The sequence below is a fragment of the Paenibacillus spongiae genome (genome assembly GCF_024734895.1).
In the GTDB taxonomy this organism is placed as follows: domain Bacteria; phylum Bacillota; class Bacilli; order Paenibacillales; family Paenibacillaceae; genus Paenibacillus_Z; species Paenibacillus_Z spongiae.
On sequence record NZ_CP091430.1, the window covers coordinates 7,432,563 to 7,455,489 of the forward strand.

Genomic DNA, 22,927 nt, shown 5'->3' on the forward strand with positions numbered 1-22,927 from the left:
ACCCGCCCGGCGATTGAAGTCATTGGAGCATTCCCGTCGGTCGTAATCAGCCCTTCCAGCCTCAATTGCGCTTTCGGAATTCTCCCGGCGACATGCCGGCGACGTTCTTGAATACCCGATTGAACGAGATGTAGCTCGGATACCCGACCGATTCGCTGATCTCCTGAATCGTCCGCTTCGTATCCAGCAGCTGCCGCTTGGCATTCTCGATCCGGATACGCATCAGGAAGTCGACGAACTTCTCGCCAAACTCGTCTTTGAACAGCTTGCTTAAATATTTGCCATTCATATGGAACACTTCGCTCAGATGGTCGAGCGACAAATTGGGGTTGGCGTAATGATCTTCAATATACTTGCGAACCTCCCGAATGACGGTCCGGTACTGCTTGGAATCGCGCAGCTTCATGAGATCCGAGGAGATGGCGTCCAGAACATCGAGACATAGCCGTTCTGCCTCCTCGAGCGTATCCCATTGATCCGTCGCATATTGAAGATCCGCCGGCGCCTTCTGCTTCCATACGTCCTGATACTCCTTCGACAGAGAGGTCATCGCCCGGTCAAGATGGTCGATCAGCACGCGCATCAGGCTGACGACATCCTGTCTTGGCAGCACCGACCTTCGAATTTCCGTGAAGAACAGACTGTATTCTTCTTTCCATCCTTCATCGCATATTCGAAACCGATCCACCAGCGCATGGATCGCTTTCATATGCCCGTACATTTCTTTCTGCGCGCTCATGGCCGGTTCATGGCGGATGATGCGGTTTTTGCCGAGCACGGCCTTATAATCCAGCGTCAGGAGCGCCGCCCGGAATGACGCCCGAAGATCGGAAGGGTTATCGACCTCCGTTCCGGTACCGACCGTTACGGTAAAGCTTAACTCCCGCTCCACCCATACCCGGTAATACTCCAAAATACGGCCCTTAGCCTTCTCCGACTGGTTGTCCGGTAACCATAAGACGCAAGCCATCCTGCGGTCGCTCACCCACTCCGTCCATGCAGACGTATCGAAGATATCCACCGTCTCCTGAACCACAGTGGACAGCACGAATTTGAGAAGCGGTTCGTCATTCCCGCCGTACGTTTTGCGGAAGCCTGCGTAATCGTCGATCTCGACGACGAACACGACCGCGGCGCGAAGCGTGTCCGGCAGCCCGAATGACTGCATTTGGGAGGACCACTCCGCCTGGCCGATCTGTCGCGTCCCTTCGAGCAGCCCGAGAAAGAAATATTTGCGGCGCAGCGGAAGATCTTCGTCCGACTGTCTCTGAACCTTCTTCGCCTGCTCCATCATCCTCTCGAGCGTCGATTGAATATATAGAAATTCGTTCTTATCGTTTGCGTTAAGCAGGCTTGTCCGCTGACCCGACGATGATTGGATAAGCGTCACGATCTGACGGATGGGCTTGTAATTGCGCCGGGTGACGTAGATGACCCATCCGACGCCGGCCAGAACGACGGCCATGGCGAACACGAACCACACGTTATAGATGTCCAGCATGAATCGGATGATTCCACCATTAATGAGACCGCTTTCAAATTGCCAGCCCGTATACTCCGACTTGAATGAGGCGAATACCTCGCGGGTGGTTGGACGATGGTCCGGCTTCTCGAGCAGATTGTTGCCCATTAGGTCGAATATATGGACGAAGCTGATTTCCGTGTCGTACATCTGATCGATCTTGTTTCGCAGTTCGGACAAGTTGACGTTGACGACGAATAGACCAGTCTGGCTGGCCGAGAAATAAGGAACCCCCCTCGCCAGCGTGATCACATCCTCCCCCGGATCGCTGGCGTATTCGCGGAAGGTACGGACGCCCGTCCAGTTTCCGGAGAGCGCGGCTCCGCGATTGGCGTGTATAAACGGGGAATCCGCATACGAATACACCAGCCCCGACGACTTGTCGCTTAGCACGAATCCGTCGCGATATCTCACGAAATATATGGAGTGAATGATCGGAAAGGTGAGCTTCAGGTCCTTCATCGCCTTAACGGCTACGATATTATCGTACACGTCATTCTTATCGGCCTGCGTGAAGAAACGATCCAGCTCCTTGGAGTTCAAGATGTCCCGGGTTACCCGATAGTCGATATCCCGAAGTGAACCGTCCACGTATTGAAGCGCCTGACGGGCAAGAAACGCGTTCGCTTTCATCGCATCTCTCCGATTCTGCTCGTTTAGCGCACCGAAGAATAAGATGAACAGGATCGTCGTCAAAATAAAAAAAACGGGAAGATACGATAGCAGCATCCGATAAAACCAAGATTTTGTCATCGCACTCCCCTTTTCCGAATCAAAGATTCATTGATTATACCACCTGCAAAAGATACCGCTCAAGTAAGGAATTTCGGCTGCTGGCCCGCGCCCATTCGTCTTCGGGCCTTACCATTCCGGCCAATCGAATGGGGTCGAAGCCGCTTCGCTTGCCGTCCCATCGAAGCCGACTGCCGACAGCTCAAGCGTCGTCCGCGCTTCGCCGAGTCGGTCCAATGCCTTGATGTAATAGCATTCGTCATATATTCGGCCAATTGCTTCCACCGCTCCGCCTTGCTTGCGCCGGCAAAGCTCGTAATACCAGATACCTTCGGATTTGAAATCCCACGAAAGGAACAATTCCGCTTGGGTCCCGGACGCATAACACCGTTCGACCGCAAAGCCTGCTGGCTTCTCCGGTTTCGGAAGCGGCTCTCCGGCAACGATGGCCAGCTCGCCGATATGAATCGTATAATCGTCGATGGGCGCTTTCGACTCGAACCCGAGACCGATGGCGGCGATTGTACGTCCCGCATACGGCGCGAGGTTGAACCGCTTCTCGTTCCAGCCTTCGACCGACCGTTCCCCGACATCAAGCCACATATAGGTCTCGGGCCGGTCCTCGAATATAAGTCCGACCTTCATCCCGGTATGCGGCCGCTCCCCCTCAAACCGGTATGTCACGGACAAGGCCGCCCCATCCAGTGCGGCGAGCTTCGTCTTGAACAGCCTCAGCTCCGTCGCATTATCCGGTCCCAGGCTGCCCGTTATTTTCAACGACGATCCGCCGTTATACGCCGCATCGTAATCATAGGAGGGCTCCAGAGGAGGCTGATCGCCCAAGCTCTTGACCCACCATTGCCATGTCGGCAGGATGTCCTGGATGCTGGCATTGTTCCATTCCTTCGCGCTCGCCAGGACGCCGTCCAGGTAAAACGCCCGTCCGTGGCCCGTATTGAACCGGGTGACGAACGGATAAGAGCCGATGATCGACCGTTCTGTTATGTAATGGGCCACGCCGTCCCAGCACCGGTATTCATTCGGGTTGACCGCGTGAAAGGGATCCGGGTACGGCTCGTATAACGTGCGGCCTACCGGATCCGTCGGATCTTCAAGCGGGCCGGACCAATACCTCCGCTCCCGCCGGTAGACCTCCTCCTGATCGTTCGGATCAAATTTATTCGCATACCGGTTCCAGACGAAATCGGTGCCGAACACCGCCCAGCTCGTGCGCGGCGTGCCTTTCTCCGGAAAGATCAAGCGCGTATCGTACGGCGGATTGTAGCCGTATTTGTCGTTCTCGGTTCCGGGAAACAGCGCATGATACGGATCCAAGCCCAAGCTTTCGGCGTATTCGCGGGAGTCTTCCAAGCGCTTCTCGTTCCAGGCGTAGTTGACGAACATGCTGTGAAGGACCGGTTCCCCGCTGTCGAGCAGCCACGGCGCGTTCTTCTCGTTAAACTGGTTCTGATAGCGCAAGTCCCCGTTCGGCAGCATCGCATCGTAAATCTGGAGATGAAACCCCTCGGGAGCTTGCTTGCGCATATACTTGAACATGGCGAACATTTCGGCTGCATCTTCCGCAGAAACGCGCGCTTCCTGATTGATGAAATAGCCGTCAAAGCCGAAATAGCCGGCCATCTCGATCAGCTTGTCGGCGGCCGGGAACGTGCCGTCCGGCCGCCGCTCCAGCCAGTCCGCGAAGCGCTCGTTGCGGGGCCAGAACCAGCAGCCCAAGCTAAGCACGCCGTTGCGATGGGCCGCGTCGGTATACGCCGGATTCGGCAAATTGACGACGCCGTATTCCGGGTCGTCCTCCGGAGAACCGGGGACCGGAAGGCCGTGCCACGACCCGTAGTAATCGGTGTACTGCCAAAATTTCAGCAGGTTGCACGTGAACGTATCGCTGTATTTGTACCCTTCATTCGCTTTGTCGTAGTCAGCGGACAAATTCATCAGCTGCGGATCGGGACTTAAGCCGGGCTTTGCCTGCGTCGGAGCGAAAGCGGGGATCCGCTTGGCGAGCGGGACGCGCGAGCGAAAATATTTCGCATGCGGATCGGTATCCGGACTCCAATGGATGACGGCGTTCGCGTCGTAGCCGTGCATCGACGGCTGATGCGCCCCGGCCGGCTTGGGGCCGTAAGGCGACAGCTTTGCTTGCGTATCAGTCATCATCGCACCTCTTTCGATCGTTCGGATGGCCGAATCCGGGACAGCCGCTTGCTTATTGCGGCTGTCCCGGATTGCAGCGTTACTTCTTGCTCTGAATTTCCTTTACCGTCGCCGCGTACGTTTCATCCATTTTCCGCAGGAAGGTCTTGACGTCGTCGCCGCTCTCAAGGAAAGGCGTCACTTGCGAGCCGACGAAGTTCGTTCCGTAGAGCAGGATGTCCGGGCCGAACTTCGAGTATGGAGCCGGCTTGGCCGGAGTCAGCGAGTACATTCCCTTGATGTTCTTGGGCGATTTCATGCGATCGGCCGCGAACTGCTGCAGAATGTCTTGGTTGCTCGAGGAGACGCTTACGCCGATGCGGGACAATCTTGTCAGCTGGTCGTCGTTCATGAGCAGGTCGAGTACCTTCAAGGCCTCCTCGATATGCTTGCTCTGTTTGTTGACCGCGAGGCTGAGCGGCAGGTTCGACGGTCCGACGCCCGGTAGATCGGACCAGGTCGGGAAGCTGACGACGTCATAATTGAGATCCTCCGGAAAGAACGGGATCGTATTGGAGGTCAAGCCGAGCGACATCGCGACGTCTTTCTTGGAGAAGTCGTAGGCGATCCCTTTCTCCCAGTTGCCCGGGATATCCGCGAACGATTTCACCAACGAATAAAACTTTTCGAACGCCGGATTCTTCGAGAATTGCGGCTCGCCCGTTTCCGGATCGGTGCCGGATGCGGACAGCTGCGTCATGGCTTGCGACATGGATGTCGTGCTTGCGAAGCCGTAATATTTCACGCCGTCCCGTTCGCCCGTCAGTTTCTTCGCCAGGTCGAGAACTTCGTCCCACGTGATGCCGTCCTTCGGATACGGCACGCCGAACTTATCGAAGATGTCCTTGTTGTAATGCAGCGCGACGAACACGTCCTCGATCGGGACGCCGATTAACCGGCCCTGCCCTTCGGGGTCGCGAGCACGGATCGCTTCCTGCGCGCCAGAGCTGATCCGCGAGAAGTCGAAGTTCAACCCTTCCAGCGGTTCATCCAGCGGATAGAGCAGATCCATCTCTTGCAGCACGCCGAAGCCGTCGGTGGTGAGCAGCAGATCCGGCACGACGTTCTTGGCGAACATCTCCTCGAGATCCTTCTTGTCCGTCCATTTGCTGGTCGTTTCCACGGTGATGTGCGGATACTTCTCTTTCACCGCGTCGCCGATCCGCTCCGCCACCTGCTCCTTGCTCCATGGAGCCATCAAGGTCAAAGTGACCGGTTCCGGCGGCTTCTCCGGAGCCGGTTCCTGCTTATCGTTCGCAGCCGTCGTTTCGGCGGGTTCATTCCCGCCAACCGGTTCGTTCCCGCCGGTCTTCTCGTTCGCTTTGCCGGCGCATGCACTGAGTAAGGAAAGCATCAAAACCGAAATAATGAGGAGCGACAACCCCTTTTTTTGATTCCTTTTCATTCGTTCATCCTCCTGAATGATGGTATTGATGGTCTCTTGCGTTCCTTGCTCCTATTCGCTTCTTCTCTCTGCTCAGCCAACGCTCCTAGGACATCACTCCCTTCAAAGGCTGCCGCATGCGGCTATTCGACGATCCCGCTGCGCTCCACGCTCTCCATAAGATAGCGCTGCGCGAAGAAGAAGATCGCCAGCAGCGGAGCGATGGTCAGGAAGCTGGCCGACATCTTGATTGCCTCGATAAGAACCGGCGCGGCGTCTTCCTGACTCAGCATCGCTTTGATGCTGTTATCGAGGAACGACATCTGCATGGCAAGCGGCACATTGTCCGTCTGACCCAGGAACATTCTCGGGTAATACGTGTCGTTCCACGTCCAGACGAACGAGAACATGCCTACGATCAGCACGGCCGGCTTCGCGAGCGGGAACATGACCCTCCAATAGAAGCGGAACGCGCTCGCGCCGTCGATCTTCGCGGCTTCCTCCAATTCCTTCGGCTGCGTCGTATAGAACTGCCGGAAGATGATGACGAACAGCGCCCCTTTGATCCCAAAGCCGAATATCGCCGGTATGACGAGCGAAGTCAGATGATTCTGAAACCCCAGCTTCGTATACATGATGATCATCGGCAGCACGATAACCTGCGGCGGAATAATGAACGACATAACCAGCAGGAACACCAGCAGCTTCTTGAATGGGAACGACATCCGGGCGAGCGCGTACCCCATAAGTCCGCATGTGATGATGTGAAACACGGCGACCAAGCCGGACACCATCATGCTGATCGTGAGCGTCTGGGCGTAATTGAGCGCTTGCCACGCGCTTCCCAGATGACCCCAATAGATCTCGTTCGGAATCCAGGCGACCGTCGGGTCGACCAGGTCCTTTTCATTCATGACCATCTTGACGATCATCTTCATAACCGGATTCAGATAGATGTATGCCGTTATGATCAGAATCCAATATAGAAACAGCTTGAACACGAGACCGCGGTTGATTTCCCGGCCGAGAATGGCGTACCTCAGCGTCTCAAGGCCGATGCCGGTCCACCTGTTCGCGGCCCTGAGCTTGTTCACGATAACGTTCAATTCGAACACCTCCTTACCTTCCGGCTCCCGCCGCATGTTTGTTGATTCGGTTGTAGAGCAGCAAGACGGTCGACAGGAAGCTTACGATGATAATGAAATAAATCCATGCCAGCGCGCTGTTGTAGCCATAGTTTCCGGTATTGATCAGCTCGATGACGGGGTTGTACGGGAATGTGAACATGTCGACCACGGTATAGATCAAGTTGAGCAAAATATATGGCGACATGGCCGGCAGCGTAATTTTCCAAAATACTTCCCACGGCGAAGCGCCGTCGATTCTCGCGGATTCGTAGGCGGATTTCGATATCGTCTGCCGCCCGGCCAGAAAGTTCAGAATCTGCACGCCGGAATACCAAAGCACGAGCACGAACCGGTTCAGCACATCCTGCACGGGCTTCGCCCAGGAGCTGTCGCCGAGAAACTGGTTCAAGTATTGGCCGAGCGAGAACCGGTCGAGAAAACCGAGCGTCCCCTCCCCCTGGTTCACGAACTCGGTCAAAATGTAACCGGACGTAAAGATGATCGGCAGGAAGAATACGACGCGGAACAACGCTCTTCCGGGAAAGTTCTGATTGAGCATGATCGCGATGAACAAGGAGAAGACGAGAATGACCGGCACCATGATGACGATTTCCTGGAAGAACGGTATCAGCTTGTCGTACAGCTCCGAGCTGCCGAACAAGATCTCGCGGTAGTAGTTCACGCCGTTAAATTCGTATTTGAACCGGTACGGCAGAACCGTTACTTTATGGAAGCTCATGTACATCGAGAAGAACAGCGGAAATGCCATGAAGAATAAGAAGCCGAGCAGCCACGGTCCGACGAAAAGCAATGTTTCCATGTTGCGCAGCCGCAGCGCGCTCACGAGTTTGCGCATTTCACTTCCCTCCCTCGATCGCGATAAAGTCTTTCGCCGGTATGTCCAGTCCGTTCATCCGGTACGGTTCATCGTTGTAGTTGACGACGATCCGCTTGCCGCCTGCATAGCGGGTTTCCCGAATGCCGTCATCCAGCTGGCGGTGACCGACGATGAACTGGTCCTGAACGTCGCCGAGCGCTGCGTTGAAGCGCTTGTACGCGCTCGAGATGTCATCCGCCCAGTCGGCATAATACGTGCTGTACAAATGATCGAGCGATACGGTTTTCAGCAGCGACTGCGACTGCTCATACGTCAGAAGGAACGAGGGAACGGCGCCGTATTCAATCGACTTGAGCAAATATTCCCGGTAGTTATCCGCCATGTTGGCATACCCCGAAGAATAGCCGACCAGCCCGTGGAGCGCGATTTGGGCGAACGGCACCGAACTGTCGGCGAACAAGTCGAACGAATACTCGTCCTGAAGGCCAAGCATGTTCGAAGCGTGCTTCAGCGCGTAGAAATTGCCGTCCGCAACGTCCACGCGTCCGAACGTCTCCTTCGTCTTGCGCATGATCGTCTCCTGGATGTCCATCGCCTGCTGCCGCGTCGCGGCATACTTATCGTTGTAATCGCTGTTCAGCATAGAACCGACGGCTCCCGAGAAGGCGATCCCGTCCACGCCGAGCGCCTTCACCTTGTCGAGGTCGCGAAGAATGTAGTTCTCGCTGAACCGCGGGCTGACGAACGTTAATGCCCTGCCGTTCGGGGACGAACTGTCGCCGATAATGACCGATCCGAGGTCGCGAAGCCCGTCGCGGCTCTTGCGAAAGCCGTTCGCGCCTGTGTTGTTGAACGTGAGGAAAGATCCATCCAGCGTCACCGTGCCGTTCTTCTTGCGAGCGTACGCCGCGAGCTCCTTCATGCCCTCGCTTCCCCCGATCCGGTGATCCACCTTCATCTGGCCCCCATAGTCGCTGTTTCCGCCCTTCTGCCAGCCGGTATACAGAATCGACATCCGGGCCACGCCTTGCCCGGTCAATCGGTCGATAATGGACACCGCTTGTTCAGTCGTCGTGAGCGGCATGTACGAGTTGAAGAGGAAGCCCTTCTTCTCGTCCGCCCCGAGCAAGCCGATCTGCAGGCTGATGTTCGCATCTTTGGGCTGTAACGGGCGCATGCCCTCTTCCTCCAGCAAGGCTTTGCGGTAACGGGACGCCATCCCGACGTAGTCGGCTTCCGCTTTGCCTAGGAAGTAGTAGCGTACGGAGCGTCCCGATTCCGTCCGGTCTTTGGCATAGGCGAGGAAGCCCTCGGTCTTGCGCGTGTTGGTCGGTTGAAAATACGGGAACCGGTAGCCGTGCTCGGCCGCGATCCAGTTGTACGGGCCGAATGATCGCGAAGGCGCCGCTACGACGCTGGCGTACTCGGCCCCGTCCCGTATGACCGCAAGCATAGCGCGGTCGCCGGATTTGATGCCGAATACCGGCATGCGGACCGGCTTGCGGATCGACAGCGAACGGTTGTTGCTGAACGCCCAGTCCTCTCCGTACACGCGCTCGTTGTAATAGTTGCTCTGCGTGCTGGGACGGTCGTTCTGAAACCGGACGAGCATCCCGGGACCATCCGGCACGAACAGATATCCGTCCTGCGAATCCGACGTATCCGCGCCGAGAAACGGATATAAGCGGATGCCGGATATCCGGGCATTCGGGTCCTTCTGGTTCTTGCGCATTCGTTCGTATTCCTTCATCTCGTCCTTGGTCTTCCCGTCCTTCACCCCTTCGTCAACGATGCGCGTCTCCACGAAATCGTCCTGGAGCCGGACCTCGACCGGGATCGCGAATCCGATCGCCGGCATCGCGAACGTCAGCTTGAAGCCGCCCTCCGTCAGCTCGAAGCCGGCGACGGCGCCCTTCTGATCGAGCAGGTTGGTATCTTTCACTTGGTTCTTCTGATTGCTGTTCAGCTCCACATAACGAACGAGCAGCGCCGACTGCATATGCGTCTTCCATGCGCCGGCGGCCTCCTCCTCATTCCAGCCTTCCGGATCCGGGTATGAGCGGAATACGTTGCCGTTTCGCTTGTCGATCACGATAAAATGGCCTGTCTTCGGATGCGCCCTTAACTGCAGCACAGCGCTGTCGGCAGCCGGGACAAACTCGTCGTCCCGCGGAAATGGAGATGCGCTGTCGGCGGTTGCCGGGCTATCCGCGGCTGATTGGCTGCCGGCGGCAGCGGCAGGCGCGGCCGCGCTTTCGCGGCTTTCGGCATTCGTCTCCGTTACGGACGGTTTCGCCTTCGTATCGGATGCGCTCGACGCCGCCTTCACCGTTGACGGCGAGCCGGCCGAAGGCGGACGCGCTTGGCCGGCGGCGCTTAGACCGGCCGTCGCGGCGATTCCGGCCACTATCGCGGCGATAGCGATCAGCCGGACGCGCTTGATTCGGTTCTGACGGCTCACATGGACACCTCCTGATAAATCGTGTACACGAAATCCTGAACCTCGGTAGACAGCCCAAATGTAATCGAGATGAGCACCCACAGCACGATCATGGCAATGCCGGTAAGCAGGATGTTGACGATCGTCTCCCCGACGCCGAAGTTCTGCGTCGCCTGAATTTTCCAGAAGAATAGCAGACCGCACCACACGTACATCCCCGTTTCGATGAAATGATAGATCGAGCTCTCGCTCATCGTCATCACATTCGAAGCGACCGCCAGAGGCAGACCGAGCAGCACGATCGGAAACAAGGCGTACGAGCTGCCGATGAACACGTCCTTAAACCGGGCTTCGCCCTGCGTGATGCTGCCGATCAAGTAGTTGCATACAAGCCAGGTCAGCCATGTGACGCCGAACACGGTCAGAAAGGTCGTGCTCCGGTCGCTGCCCGGGATCGGGATGAACGTGAAGCTCGTGTAGAACTGCTTCACGAGCAGCACGCAAGCCGTCATGCCGAGGATCAGCAGCGCGCTTAGGCCGCTTCCCTTCTTGCTGTAGCGCAAATCGGCAAAGCCTTCGAGCGGATGCCTCAATATCGTAAACGCATGCCTGAGCTGACCGATCAGTTCAAGTCCTCTTCTCCCCGGAACTCGCTTGCGCTTGCGCAAGGAAGGCAGCCTGCCCCGCATTCTTCCCGCCCCGATCGCGACGAAAGCGACGGCGAAAAATCCGTTCGCCATATACGAGAAGTTGCTCTGGAACCATTGCAGCCGGAGCTGCCAGAACGAGTCGGAGTAGCCCGCGGCGTCTCCGGCCATCTTGTAGTAATGAAGCGCGGCGCGGTAATCCTCCCGATGGAAGGCCGCCTCCGCCAATCCCTGGTACGCCGGCGAATAGAGCGCATTGAGCTTCAGCACTTCCTTCCAGCTGGCTTCGCTCTCCTCGTATTTGCCCTCCTGCAGCTGTTCGTACGCTCTTTCCAGAACGAGGCCGAATTCGGTCGGTTCCAGGACATGAATCAAATTCTGCGAATCGTCCAGGATGAACAGACGGTTCTTCGAATCGGACGCAACGGATGCCGGGCTTTGGCTGATGCCGAGCTGCGGCGTGCCGAACAAGACGGGACCGGTCCAGAAGAAGAGCATCTTCCCGTTCGCGGCATAGCGCATGACGGCGTTCGACGACTTGTCGACGATCGTCATGTTGCCGTTCTTGTCCACGGTGACGTCCGTCAGCCGCCTTTTGTTCTCGTTCTCATCCGTTTGACCGGTTCCCGAACCGCCGCTTCCGCCGCTCCCCCCGGTCTCCGCTTGGCGATTTCGCATTCTGAACCCGAACGTCTTATCCTTCCACAAGTTTTCCCCGCGGATATTGAGCTTCTTCACCTGCTCGGCCTTTCCGCCGGAGACGGTATATATGTAGCCTTCGCCGTCGATGAACAAATTGGTGATCGTCTCGGGCAGCGTCCGGATCACGCGGCTGAGCTGCTCCCGGGTATAGAACGTTTTTCGGACGATATCCATCAGAGTGACCTCGGTTTGGTTCGTGCCGTAGAAACCGTAGAAATTGCCGTCAGGATCGAGCTGAATAACGCCCTGATAGCTCCCGTTCGATGTGACGAACAGAAAGCCTCTATCATCGACAACCACGCGGGTCGGTTCATACTGCACCGTCTCGTTCATGTAGCCGGAGTCCGGGCGCTTGAATTCGCCTAGCATGCGGCCATTCTCATCGAGCTTCACGACCCGTTGGTTCCCCGTATCGGCGATGTAGATCGCGCCGTCACCGCCGACGAACACGCCCTGCGGCTTGTTCAGCTTGCTCTCCGGCACGTCGTACGCCCGTACGAATTGGCCTTCCGGGTTCAATCGCACGATCCGGTTGTTGCCCGTATCCGCGATGTAGATGTCGTCCTTCTTGTCGATGAACAAGTCCTGCGGTTGGCTCAGCGGCGAATACTCGCGGACTTGCCGGCCGTCTTTCATCTTGGTGACGTAGATATCGTTGGCGATCACTTTGGCCGGATAATAGTCCGCTTGCGTATAGATCAATCGGCCGTATCCGTCCCGGCTGAGGGTGTTGTACGGCGGTTCCGCCTGCACCTGCATTGGAAACCAGAGCGCCGAGATCGACGCGATGATGCCGAGGAGGATTGCCTGCTTTCGTAACGCATGCCTGATCATGAGTCTAACCTCCGTTTTACCATGCTTACTTGATCCCCGAATGCGCCATCGTCGCAATTACCTTCCGCTGCGATGCGATGAAGATGAGCAAATTCGGGATGAACATGACGAGTGCCGCGGCCGACGCCGCGCCCTGCCTCGCCACGTTGTTGGCCAGATTGGCCGTGAGCGTGGTGATGTAGAACGGCAGCGTCTTCATTGCATCGCTTTGCATGAACAAGGCGGACGTTTCCGCGTTGTTCCAGGCCGTCTGGAACGCCAGAATCGTGATGGTGGCCATTGCCGGCGTAACCAACGGGAGCATGATTCTGCGGAAAACGCCGAAATCGGAGGCCCCGTCCAGTTTGGCCGCTTCAAGCAGCTCGTTCGGCACTTGATCCATGAATTGCTTCAGGAGAAACACCCCGACGGGCAGCGCCAGCAGCGGCAGCACGTGTCCCGCGTACGTGTTCATCAGCCCGAGATGCTTGACGATGACGTATCGTGGAATCCCCATCGTCTCGACGGCGACCATCAGCGACAGCAAGATGCCGCCGAAGATGAGCTTGCGTCCGGGAAATTCATGCTTCGACAGCGGATACGCGCAGAGCGCGCCGAGCACGACCATGCCGATCGTACTGAGCACCGTCACGATCAAGCTGTTCAACATATACCGCGTCACCGGCAGCACGGCGCTCTCCGTCAGACTGAGCAGCTCGTAGAAATTCTGCATCGTCGGTTGCTCAACGAAGAAGGTAGGCGGAAACAGAAACAGCTCGTGCAAGGGCTTGAATGCATGGTTGAATATGTATACCAGAGGCAGCAGCATGAACGCGGACAGCAGCGTGAGCGACAGAACCAGCCAGATTTGCATCTTGTCCATGCCGCGGATGTCGCTGCCGTACCGGGACCAGCTTCGTGTGAATGCCTTACTGGCGCGGGTGATCGCTTGCAATCTCACTCACCTTCTTTCGGACCGAATAAATACCATAGAAAACGGCTGCCGATGATCGTCACGAACAGCAGCACCATCGAGACGGCGCTCGCGTACCCGAGCTCGAGCCGGGTGAACGCGTAATCGTCGATATGGTTCATGAAAAGCTGTCCGGCATAGTCCGGCGTCGGGTTCATCCCCGATAATTGGGTGCCGATCCCCCCGGACTTGAGCGTGCCTACGATCGACATGACGGCGGCAAACAGCATCTGCGGCTTCATCATCGGAATCGTGATGTACCAGATCTCCTGCAGCCGGCTGCGGATGCCGTCGATCCTGGCCGCTTCGTACAGCTGCTTGTCGACGCCCAGAATGCCCGCCAATATCGCTAGGAAGCCAAGGCCCATGCTTGCCCAGATTGAGACGACAATCATGATGGTCATCAAGTAATCCTTATCCTGCGTGAACAGGATCGGCTTCTCGATGAACCCCCAGTTCAGCAGGAAGCTGTTAATATAACCGGTCCGGTCGCCGGTGAACATGACCTGCCAGACGACCACCAGGGCGAGACCTCCGGTAAGCGACGGCGTATACATCGCAAGGGCGTACCATACCCGGAGGGTGCTCGGCAGCTGAGCGATCAGCCATGCCAGCATGAATGCCATAACATAGCCGACAGGGCCGACGAAGAGGGCGAATTTAAAGGTATTCGGAATGATATGCTGCAGAAAAATGATGTCCTGCGAGAATAGCATCTGGTAATTCGTCCAGCCCGCCCATTTCGGAAACTCGATCGAGTTGAAATAGGTAAAGCCGAGCAGAATGCCGACGATGACCGGGACCACGATGAACGTGCCGAACAGGAGCAGGAACGGCGCCATATACGCGTACGATTTCCGGTTTTTCCAAATTTCCCGCAAGAGCGCGTTCCGTTTCAGGGCGCTGCCCGTGCCAGACTTCGGGCGTGTTGCCGGCTGCGGCCGGGCTAGCTGATGCGCGTTATCGGACAAGCTGATCCACCCCTTTCCACGGCTCGGTCACTTCGGGAAGGTCAAGCGGCTTCAGAATTTCGCCGTCTTCGCCGACGATATGGAATTCCTTCCCCTTGCGGGCCAGCTCGCGCTTGATCTCCTTGATCGCTTTCTCCAGCGACAGCCGGTAATTAACCGCGTCCACCGCCGTCCGGTTCCAGGCAAAGCCCAGCTCCCTCGCCGTCATGTAGCCTCCGGGAACCTGCGGAATCTCTTTCGTCCATTTCCACTGCTCCAGAATGACGTTCAGGTCGTCCCGTTTCCACGGCATGCGCGCGAACGCCTCCACATTGGCGGAGTTCCACCGGAACGATTCCCCGTAGAACTGCTCGAGATTTTGGCCGAACTCCGACTGCGTCTCGGTCGATACGTACCACTGCAGAAATTGCCACGCCTTCTCCCGGCGATCGCCCGACGTTGCCTTGAACAGCATGGCGTTCTGCGGGTTCGAGCCGCCCGCCCAGCGGACGATGCTGCCATCCGGTTGGACGGTGCCCGGAACGGGGGCGATGCCCCACTCGTTCGTAATTTCCGGTGCAGCGACAAGAAGCTGCATGTACATGTTGAAATCGGCCACTCCGATGGGCATCTCGCCGCTGCGGAACCGGTTGTAGAAGCTTTGGACGACGCGGTCGAGACCCCGTTTGTTGTAGAAATCGGTCCAGGTCTTAAACGAAGCGAACGACTCGGGCGAATCCAGCCCCGTCGTCGTACCGTCCTGAGAGTAAAGCTCGACGCCGCTCTGGAAGAACATCGGCGTGAAATCCGCCGGATCCATGTAAAAGTTGTACTGGTTCTGCAGCAGCGTCGGCAGCATCTTGTTCACGTCGTCCCACGTATCGGGGACGTTCAATTTCAGCTGTCGGAGGATATCCTTCCGGTAAAACAGCACCTTGAAGTTGATCGTCTCCGGCAGGCCGTAATACCCCCCGTCGTAGTAAAACGGCAGAAGCGTGCCGGGGTGGTACCGTGCGAACAACTCGTCCGCGCCGGGCAGCTTGCTCAAATCGAGCGCCGCGTTCCGCAGCGCCATGTCGAACGGGAAATTCGCCGGAACACCAAGCGCGACATCCGGCATCATGCCGGCCGCGTTGGCCAGAATTAGCATATCCGCGCTGGGGACCAGATTGATCTTCACCTTGATTCCCGTTTCGGGCGTGAACCGCTCGTCCGAGAGCTGCTGCAGCTCGTTGACGTAGTCGCGCCCGTAAACCATCCAGACGTTCAGCACGTTCTCCGAGCCCGTCTCGAAGCTTTCCTCGTTACGGAACGAATATGCGAGCGAGCTGAAGATCCCCTTCGCCTTTTCCAGCGCGTTCGCGGTCATGCGCGGAAGCTCCGCTCCGTAAGAAGAGACATAAATCCGGTCTACCTGCAGAGAGCTTGCCGCGAGATCCGCCTTCTTCGACTCGAGCGTTTCTTGGACGGCGCCGAGCGTCGTTATCGAATAAGGAATCTTGTTCGGGCGGCGAAGCAGCGAGTCCAGGTCTTTCGCAGCGATCCGAAGCGATTGCGCCACATCGTCCACCTCACGGTTAATCTGTTTCATCCGCTCGACCAGATCATCCACCTGACCGTGCAGCGACCGAAGCCGCTCCGTGATCCCCGGCATGTCCCGCTCCACGTCCCAAACCCGGTATTTGTCCTCCCGATTGCCCGTCATCGTGCGAATTTCGAGCACGATCGCGCGCAGCTCCTTCGACGCCCGGTTCATGCGGGCGATGACGGGCGTATACGGATCGTAGTTGGCCGTCATCGTGAGCGTATGTTTGCCTTTCGTCAGATAAAAGGCGTACGGCTCACCGCGTTCGTCCGCTATCGAGAGGCCCTGCCACTTGCTTGAGTAGGGGAACAAATAGCTCGCCATTTCTTGAAAAGGCAGCTTGCCGTCGATCTCGATCGAACGGAATACCGACTTGTTCTTGCTTGCGTTCTGGTTCACGCGCATGTTCAGCTTATACAGCCCATCGTCAGGCACCTCGATCTCCCAGGATACCGACTGGCCTCCCTTCGACCAACGGGCGCCGCCCAGCGTGTTGTAGGCGATTGTTTTCAGTGCCCGCGGCGATGTCCGCGGGTCGCGGTCGTACATGTTCTGTATCGCAGGAGACGACTTGGCGCTGGCATTCTCCCCTTCCGCGACTACGACTGTACCGCCTTGCCCAGCATCGGCCGGATACGCCCGTTTCGCCTCTTCGTAAGCAGGGACGGCCTCCTGCGGCTTCAGCGTGATCGCTTCGAGCGCGAACGGCTCGCGTATCGCTTCAATGCGGATCCGGTTGACGCCTTTGTTCAAGCGCCACAGGAGCGGCCTCTCGTAAGCACCGTCGGAATCCGTGAACGGCTTCGTCTTCCAGCCGCCGATTTCGGCGATCTGCGCGCGCATTTCGTTGCCCGCCGCGTCGCGCTTCGCGGGAAGCACGTCCCGGAATGCGCGGTCGAATGCCATTGAGCGCGCCTCCCGGAACGGAAAACCGCCATTGATCCGGGCCGCCAGAATGACCGGTTGCCGGCTCCCGCCATGTTCTGCGGCGAGCGGATAATAATCGGCCGCCATCTCGTAGAGACCGTCTTCCCCTACGCTCACCTCGTATTCGACCCAGCCTTTCTGGCTTTGCCAGATCAAGACGCCGCTCTTCCCTTGATAAGTGCCGGCAACGGCGTCCGCCTCCGCCGACTTTCGCGCGAACTGCGCGGCGGATATGCGAATGGTTTCGGTTCCCGCCGCGACGCCTTCACTTTTCCAATTCTCCGCTGTTTCCGAATAGTACGGTCCCAGCTCCATGTCCTCCGTAAGGGACTGCTCCCCCTTACTTTCGCCTGCTGCGGCCGATTCCGCGTGCGTCATATCCGGGCCGACGCCGGCGCCCGAGGAGACCGATAGCGCCATCAGCAAGGCGAGGAGCAATGCGGCAGCGCCGCGTTTTCCGATGATGCGTTTCCTGCGTTGGTTCACTGCGGGGCCCTCCTTAATCGGTTAACAGCAGTTCCGTATCTTTACTGAAAAACAACGCCTTCTCCATGTTGACGGCCGCGGATACGTTCGAACGGTCATCGAACCGGACATGATCCTGGGCACGGACGATCAAGTTCTTCTCCTTCTTGATGTCCAGATGATAGAACCGGTCGGAGCCGATAAATTCGTCGAGCCTTATCGCTCCGGAAATCACGCAGCGGGGAGCAGCCTCGCGGCGGCTGTCGTCGAAGCTCATATGCTCGGCGCGGATGCCCATGATCACCGTGCGATCGATCAGATTATGCTCTCTCAGCTGCGCGGCCTGCTTCGGCGTCAGCCTGAGCGAGAACCGGCTCGTGCCGAATTCAAGCTCCCCTTCGTTCTCCTCCAGCTTGCCCTCGATGAAGTTCATGGGCGGATTGCCGATAAAACCGGCGACGAACATGTTCACGGGACGGTTATAGATCGTCTCCGGCGTGGCAACCTGCTGAATAACCCCGCGATTCATGACGACCACGCGGTCGCCCATCGTCATCGCCTCAATCTGATCGTGCGTGACATAGATGGTCGTGACACCGATTTTTCGCTGCAGGCCGATGATCTCCGTGCGCATCTGCACGCGGAGCTTGGCGTCGAGGTTGGAGAGCGGTTCGTCCATCAGGAACACCTGCGGCGTCCGGACGATCGCCCTGCCGAGAGCCACCCGCTGGCGCTGGCCGCCGGACAGCTCGCGCGGCTTCCGGTTCAGGTAGTTCCCAATCTCAAGCACGCGCGCGGCCCGTTTCACCGCCAAATCGATCTCGTGCTTGGGCAGCTTGCGAAGCCTGAGCCCGAAGGCGATGTTCTCGTAAACGCTCATATTCGGATACAGCGCATAGTTCTGAAACACCATCGATATGTCCCGGTCCTTGGGCGGAATGGGATTTACCTTCTTGTCGCCGATGAAGATCTCGCCCTCCGAAATGTCTTCGAGCCCGGCGAGCATCCGCAGCGTCGTGGATTTTCCGCAGCCGGACGGCCCGACCAGCACCACGAATTCCTTGTCTTCGACAGAAAGATGGAAGTCGTCGACCGCGGTATCTTTATTGCCGTATTTCTTATAGACATGATGAAATGAAATGCTGGCCACGATGAAATCCCTCCGTTTGTTTACATATGCATGTAGGACACGTGATCTTGGCGCGCCTGCTGTAGAAGAAGCATCAAGGACAATTGAATGCCGCTCATGACGTAACCGTAAACGACGATGCCAAGCGCGACGACGGCCGGCGTCCATGCCCACTGAACCAGCATGCCGATCAAGCCTGCCGCGGCGAACATGACCGACATTGTCAAGACGGTCGGAACGAAGCATTGCTTCATATAGCGGAAGCTGTTCCGGAAGGCCTCGACCAACCGCGCATTATCGACGATGAGCGTAAATTCCGCATACGCGTATAAGACCCTCAAGATGACGAATAGAATGAACGCGGCCGCCGGTCCGATATTCGCGAATAGAATCGCGCCGATCATGACGCAGCTCATCTTGCCGAGGTACACGATCGCGTTAAACAAGGCGAAGCGAAGCCAATAGTCTCTTCCATATCGCAGATATTGCGTGAAGGCGACCCGCTTCCCCTCCGCGATCTGCCGCAGCGCCGCGATATATCCCCCTTGCGCGAAGGCCGATAGGAGCAGCATCGCTGCCACAATCGGGAGCGCATAGGCGGGCTTGACGGTCGAGCCGAGCAGATTCATCCCGTTCGCGAACAAGGGGGCATCCAGCGCGTGATGAACCGAAGGCAATCCCATTCCGAGAACGATCTGAAACGACAACCCGGAATCGCCGCCGAAACCGATGAGCAGCACGCCCAGGACAAAGCCGAAGAAGTCGAGCGCAATCGGGTATATCGCAAGGCCCGGATGACGATTTAATGTTCGAAACGCTGCAAGCAACGCTCCATCCCCTTTCCTTGCCGGCATGCGGCTTGAATGTGAGGCCATTGTATATCCGCGTTCCGAGGCCCAACAAGATTTAAAATTCGCTTGCCTATCAATTCGTAAGATTGACCGGAACCGCCGTCCGCACACGGCAATGAACGGCAATCGAACGCGATGCCGCAGCATATAACCTTTTTCCATTCGCCTATCATTTTTCGTCTGCGGCTTGGAGCGGCGCGGTTTCCGCCATGTTGACCCCCGTTTGATCAAGCAAATCGGACACCTGTTGAAACAGCTTGGACCGTCCTTGATGAGGAAGGTGGTTTCTTCCATAGACCTTATCGAAATTTGCACGCGTGAAACGTCTTACATTCAATAAGCTTAAAAAGAGGCCCTAAAGGCCTCTTCCGATTGCCGGCTTGAACGGCCGCCTTGTCGGAAACCGGTGAACGCCGATCACCTTCGAAACAATGACTTGCAGCTTCACGCCTTTGCAGTATAAATGGTTGATCCGGTCATACCTCATCCGGGTAATAACTTGTAACTGGTTTGTAAACCTATCTCTAACCCCCTATGTATAATTAGAAATAGGTGCTACGTAAACCATTCTATGTGAATAATGAATCGACATGGGCTGTTGAGATTTGGAGAAATTTTGGAGAGGAGAATCATCATGAACAAAGGGATGAAATGGAGCTCAGCCGTATTGGCCGCCAGCATACTGCTTGGAGGGACAAGTCTCACGGAAGCGACTTCTACATACGCCGCTTCCGCAGCTTCAACCGCTGCGAAGCAGAGCGCGCAGCAGCCTTCCGTCGTACTGAAATATAATGGGAAGACGTTGTCCCAGCAGGGGAAGGCACTGAATGGCAATACGATGATTCCACTTACGGTTCTGCGGGATACGTTCGGCTACTCGATCAGCTATAATTCCGTCACGCGAACGTACACGGCAGGTACCGGTTCTACGAAGCTCAATCTGGAGGTTTCGGAGTACGGCGTGGCAACGAACCTGAACGGATATTATTTGTACAGCAATACGAGCGACGAAGCCAAGATTATGGACGGTCGCTTGTATGTGCCATTTAAGCTGTTGAATGATTATTTGGGCTTCCAAGGGGTGTACAATCCTGCCCAGAAATCGCTCGACATCAGCAAACGGGTCATGAACGATATTCGGATTACGTCGGAATCGCTCGACAAAAGCAATAACAACGCCTCTATTGTAATTGGCTACCCGCACGTTAGCGGTCTGACAGAGGAAGCACAGCAGGCCATCAATGCCGTGCTCAAGCAGAAAGCGGAGAGTTTCGCAGCGGCCAGCGAGAAGCAGGCCGGTCAGAGAGACGGCAAAGTGGAGAGGAAGTATGGGTTTCAGCAAAACTATGCGGTGACCTTCAACCGGGAAGGCGTGCTCAGCATCGTAATCGATCAATACAGCTACACAGGCGGAGCCCATGGCATTACCGTGCGCGAAGGGCTTACGTTCTCGCTTAAGGACGGAAAGCAGATCGAATTGGGCGACCTGCTGAAGTCGGCTCCGAACTATAAGCAGACACTAGACAGCAAGCTGAAGGAGAAGATGAAGAAGGAACCCTTCGAGGTCGAAGCCGTCGGGCTGAAGGATAAGCCTGACTTCTACGTCAAAGAAGGCGGTCTGGCCATCTTCTACCAGCAGTATGAAATTGCGCCTTATGCAGCCGGCTTCCCTACGTATACATTTACTTTTGGCGAATTGCTGCCGAAGGGCGCGAATCCCTTCGCTGCAGTTCAGTAACTTCATGTGATACGCACAAAAGCGCCCAAGACTTCACGCGGTCTTGGGCGCTTTTTTGGTTTGGGATGATACCACCGGTTCGGCGGGCTGTAACGCCCTTTTGCGGTCTTACAGCTACAGTTCACCGGTCGCGGCACACGACTCCGAGGCTGTTACGCCCTTCTTCGGTCTTCCAGCTGCCGCATCTCCGCTGCTGTCTCTCGGGCCTCAACCCGGCAGTAGAGTAATCAATCTGCACCCGCCTTCGAAGCCCGGCGGCGTCACATATTGATGCCTCCCGGTAGAGAAGGCGTCCTGATGAGGAAAGTGTACATGGCCGCAGAATACACCATATACGGAGTCGCTCTCATTCACCCACCGGCAGAAGGAAGCGGTGCTCTCGGTTGCCATAAGGTCGGCTGCGTTATGCCGTTCCAGGTCCTGCTCATCGGCTCCCATCACGATTGGCGCCCGCCATACCGAGACCACATCGGGAATGAGGCTGGGAATCGCAACCGGAATGTGCATGAACAACAGGCAAGGCCCCTGATCCGCGATCTCCTGGATCCGCTTAACTTGCTCCGCCTTCAACTGATACGTGCTGTTATCGACCGCAATGATCGTAACCCCGTCCAGCTCCCCGATTTCGCAGCCCGGCACATGCTTCGCCCACTTGCTGAATTTCGGATAAGCCTCCGTCCGAACTTCATCGCGTTCGCCGGTGAATGGGAAATTCCAATCATGATTGCCCACCGTATACAGGTAAGGTGAGCTCAGTCCGCTGTAAATCCGGTCCATCTGATCGAAATTGGCCTCTGTAGGAAAGTCAATGATATCGCCGGTAAAGACGGTGTAATCCACCTGCAGTTCATTGCTAAGCCGCACTTGCTCTGCTAGTAACTGGAGCGTGCCTGGAGATCCGCTCCGGCGAAAGACATCCGTTCTCCCGGCAGCCAGCTCCCGCACCCTGTCGTCATCCCGTTCATCGGCTTCCGTCAGATGACTGTCCGTAATTTGCATAATGGTCAGCTTGCGCTGCAGCCCCGGAATACGGATCACCGTCTCCAGCGGTTTGAATGCGGAAGAGCTCATCGGACTTCCTCCTTTAATGGTTCATTATCCGAGAATAAATCAGGGTTATCCCGCAGCATACCGGAGAGGATCTCCATCAATCTCACCGTATCGCACACCCACGTCGGAGCATCGCCGAACGGCTCGCGGTAGATGGCGCCCTGCTGCTCGAGCAGCTTCTCCACTTTCCAGAAATGCTCGGACCATGACAGCCCGTGATGTCTTCGCGACGGCACCGATATCTTACTCCCGCTGCTTAGCACCGTATACAGCTGCTGGTGGCCGTCGGTTAATCTTCCCGGGATGTCCATCCATTCCTCAATACCGTGAATGAACGTATTCCTGCGCTGATCGACGCCTACCAGCAATATCGTTGCCTTTCGGTCAAGGAGCTTCCCCCAAGCGGATAGCCGGTGACAGGGAGTATCGTAACGTTCGGCTCCTTCGATGAAGGAAGCCGCGTCCTTGCCCAAAGCGGCTACCGAGTGCGTCGGATGGTTCGAACGCAGCACTCCGGGCCGCTGACGGAACAGCTCCGGCAATATGCCTACGCAGACAGGCGAGGTCTCCACATCGAATACAGGGTTGTCCGCATTAATATAGGACCAGGTATGCGTCGGCAGAACGAGCAGTCCATCCTGCATATATTCCGATAGCGCATCCAGGACTGTGTCGGCTCCACCCTCCACATCTCCGATGCTTTTCATGGATGAATGCACCAGCAAGGTCCCTGTCCGTTCAATTCCCGCGTTCTCCAGCTGCCGCATCAAGCTTGTCTTCGTATGCAAGCGAAGTACCCCCTAACGTGTATGTCCTTCATTCGTTCCACTCATATCGATT

General features: G+C 56.8%; 15 protein-coding genes. 1 reads left to right on the top strand and 14 read right to left on the bottom strand.

The features are described from left to right. Window positions 1–61 precede the first annotated feature (61 nt). The 12 genes from L1F29_RS33355 to L1F29_RS33410 all read right to left on the bottom strand — a co-directional run bounded on the left by L1F29_RS33355 (window position 62) and on the right by L1F29_RS33410 (window position 19,275). A complete protein-coding gene (locus L1F29_RS33355; protein ID WP_258386252.1) occupies window positions 62–2,275 on the bottom strand; it encodes a helix-turn-helix domain-containing protein in 2,214 nt (737 codons plus the stop codon). Window positions 2,276–2,383: 108 nt separating this feature from the next. Beyond that, window positions 2,384–4,429, bottom strand: a complete 2,046-nt coding sequence (locus tag L1F29_RS33360) for an endo-beta-N-acetylglucosaminidase (RefSeq protein WP_258386253.1) — start codon at window positions 4,427–4,429, stop codon at window positions 2,384–2,386. 79 nt (window positions 4,430–4,508) lie between these two features. Beyond that, entirely contained in the window at window positions 4,509–5,873 is a 1,365-nt protein-coding gene (locus L1F29_RS33365) for an ABC transporter substrate-binding protein (RefSeq protein ID WP_258386254.1), read from the bottom strand. 122 nt (window positions 5,874–5,995) lie between these two features. Next, on the bottom strand, window positions 5,996–6,958 hold the full coding sequence (locus tag L1F29_RS33370) for a carbohydrate ABC transporter permease (protein WP_258386255.1): 963 nt from the start codon (window positions 6,956–6,958) through the stop codon (window positions 5,996–5,998). 13 nt (window positions 6,959–6,971) lie between these two features. Beyond that, the gene (locus L1F29_RS33375; RefSeq protein ID WP_258386256.1) at window positions 6,972–7,835 is read right to left on the bottom strand and encodes a carbohydrate ABC transporter permease; all 864 of its coding nucleotides are present in this window, start codon (window positions 7,833–7,835) and stop codon (window positions 6,972–6,974) included. 1 nt (window position 7,836) lies between these two features. Next, entirely contained in the window at window positions 7,837–10,278 is a 2,442-nt protein-coding gene (locus L1F29_RS33380) for a DUF5696 domain-containing protein (protein WP_258386257.1), read from the bottom strand. Next, window positions 10,275–12,440 (bottom strand): YIP1 family protein, encoded by a 2,166-nt coding sequence (locus L1F29_RS33385; RefSeq protein ID WP_258386258.1) that lies wholly within the window; start codon window positions 12,438–12,440, stop codon window positions 10,275–10,277. Before L1F29_RS33385 ends, L1F29_RS33380 begins: the two co-directional genes overlap by 4 nt. Window positions 12,441–12,465: 25 nt before the next feature. Then, window positions 12,466–13,302 carry a carbohydrate ABC transporter permease gene (locus L1F29_RS33390; RefSeq protein ID WP_258389893.1) on the bottom strand — a complete coding sequence of 279 codons (837 nt, stop codon included), beginning with the start codon at window positions 13,300–13,302 and terminating at the stop codon, window positions 12,466–12,468. A gap of 74 nt (window positions 13,303–13,376) precedes the next feature. Next, the gene (locus L1F29_RS33395) at window positions 13,377–14,234 is read right to left on the bottom strand and encodes a carbohydrate ABC transporter permease (RefSeq protein WP_258389894.1); all 858 of its coding nucleotides are present in this window, start codon (window positions 14,232–14,234) and stop codon (window positions 13,377–13,379) included. A 118-nt stretch (window positions 14,235–14,352) separates the two neighbouring features. Beyond that, on the bottom strand, window positions 14,353–17,340 hold the full coding sequence (locus L1F29_RS33400) for an extracellular solute-binding protein (protein WP_258386259.1): 2,988 nt from the start codon (window positions 17,338–17,340) through the stop codon (window positions 14,353–14,355). A 13-nt stretch (window positions 17,341–17,353) separates the two neighbouring features. Further along, the gene (locus L1F29_RS33405; protein WP_258386260.1) at window positions 17,354–18,469 is read right to left on the bottom strand and encodes an ABC transporter ATP-binding protein; all 1,116 of its coding nucleotides are present in this window, start codon (window positions 18,467–18,469) and stop codon (window positions 17,354–17,356) included. A 20-nt stretch (window positions 18,470–18,489) separates the two neighbouring features. Continuing rightward, window positions 18,490–19,275, bottom strand: coding sequence for a hypothetical protein (locus L1F29_RS33410; protein WP_258386261.1), 786 nt, complete (start codon window positions 19,273–19,275; stop codon window positions 18,490–18,492). A gap of 658 nt (window positions 19,276–19,933) precedes the next feature. Between L1F29_RS33410 and L1F29_RS33415 the strand changes: the two genes are divergently transcribed. Continuing rightward, the gene (locus tag L1F29_RS33415; protein ID WP_258386262.1) at window positions 19,934–21,037 is read left to right on the top strand and encodes a PdaC/SigV domain-containing protein; all 1,104 of its coding nucleotides are present in this window, start codon (window positions 19,934–19,936) and stop codon (window positions 21,035–21,037) included. Between the two features lie 207 nt (window positions 21,038–21,244). Here L1F29_RS33415 and L1F29_RS33420 read toward each other — a convergent pair whose 3' ends face one another. Next, window positions 21,245–22,108: a metallophosphoesterase family protein gene (locus tag L1F29_RS33420; protein ID WP_258386263.1), complete on the bottom strand. Its 864-nt coding sequence runs from the start codon at window positions 22,106–22,108 to the stop codon at window positions 21,245–21,247. After that, on the bottom strand, window positions 22,105–22,875 hold the full coding sequence (locus L1F29_RS33425; protein WP_258386264.1) for an AAC(3) family N-acetyltransferase: 771 nt from the start codon (window positions 22,873–22,875) through the stop codon (window positions 22,105–22,107). The genes L1F29_RS33420 and L1F29_RS33425 overlap by 4 nt, the downstream gene beginning before the upstream one ends. Between the last annotated feature and the right edge of the window lie 52 nt (window positions 22,876–22,927).

Excerpts from the sequence above, each read along its gene's own strand:
- L1F29_RS33360 (WP_258386253.1), bottom strand. The coding sequence starts at position 4,429 with ATGACTGATACGCAAGCAAAGCTGTCGCCTTACGGCCCCAAGCCGGCC.
- L1F29_RS33365 (WP_258386254.1), bottom strand. The coding sequence starts at position 5,873 with ATGAAAAGGAATCAAAAAAAGGGGTTGTCGCTCCTCATTATTTCGGTT.
- L1F29_RS33355 (WP_258386252.1), bottom strand. The coding sequence starts at position 2,275 with ATGACAAAATCTTGGTTTTATCGGATGCTGCTATCGTATCTTCCCGTT.
- L1F29_RS33385 (WP_258386258.1), bottom strand. The coding sequence starts at position 12,440 with ATGATCAGGCATGCGTTACGAAAGCAGGCAATCCTCCTCGGCATCATC.
- L1F29_RS33390 (WP_258389893.1), bottom strand. The coding sequence starts at position 13,302 with ATGGACAAGATGCAAATCTGGCTGGTTCTGTCGCTCACGCTGCTGTCC.
- L1F29_RS33375 (WP_258386256.1), bottom strand. The coding sequence starts at position 7,835 with ATGCGCAAACTCGTGAGCGCGCTGCGGCTGCGCAACATGGAAACATTG.
- L1F29_RS33415 (WP_258386262.1), top strand. The coding sequence starts at position 19,934 with ATGAACAAAGGGATGAAATGGAGCTCAGCCGTATTGGCCGCCAGCATA.
- L1F29_RS33395 (WP_258389894.1), bottom strand. The coding sequence starts at position 14,234 with ATGGCGCCGTTCCTGCTCCTGTTCGGCACGTTCATCGTGGTCCCGGTC.
- L1F29_RS33420 (WP_258386263.1), bottom strand. The coding sequence starts at position 22,108 with ATGAGCTCTTCCGCATTCAAACCGCTGGAGACGGTGATCCGTATTCCG.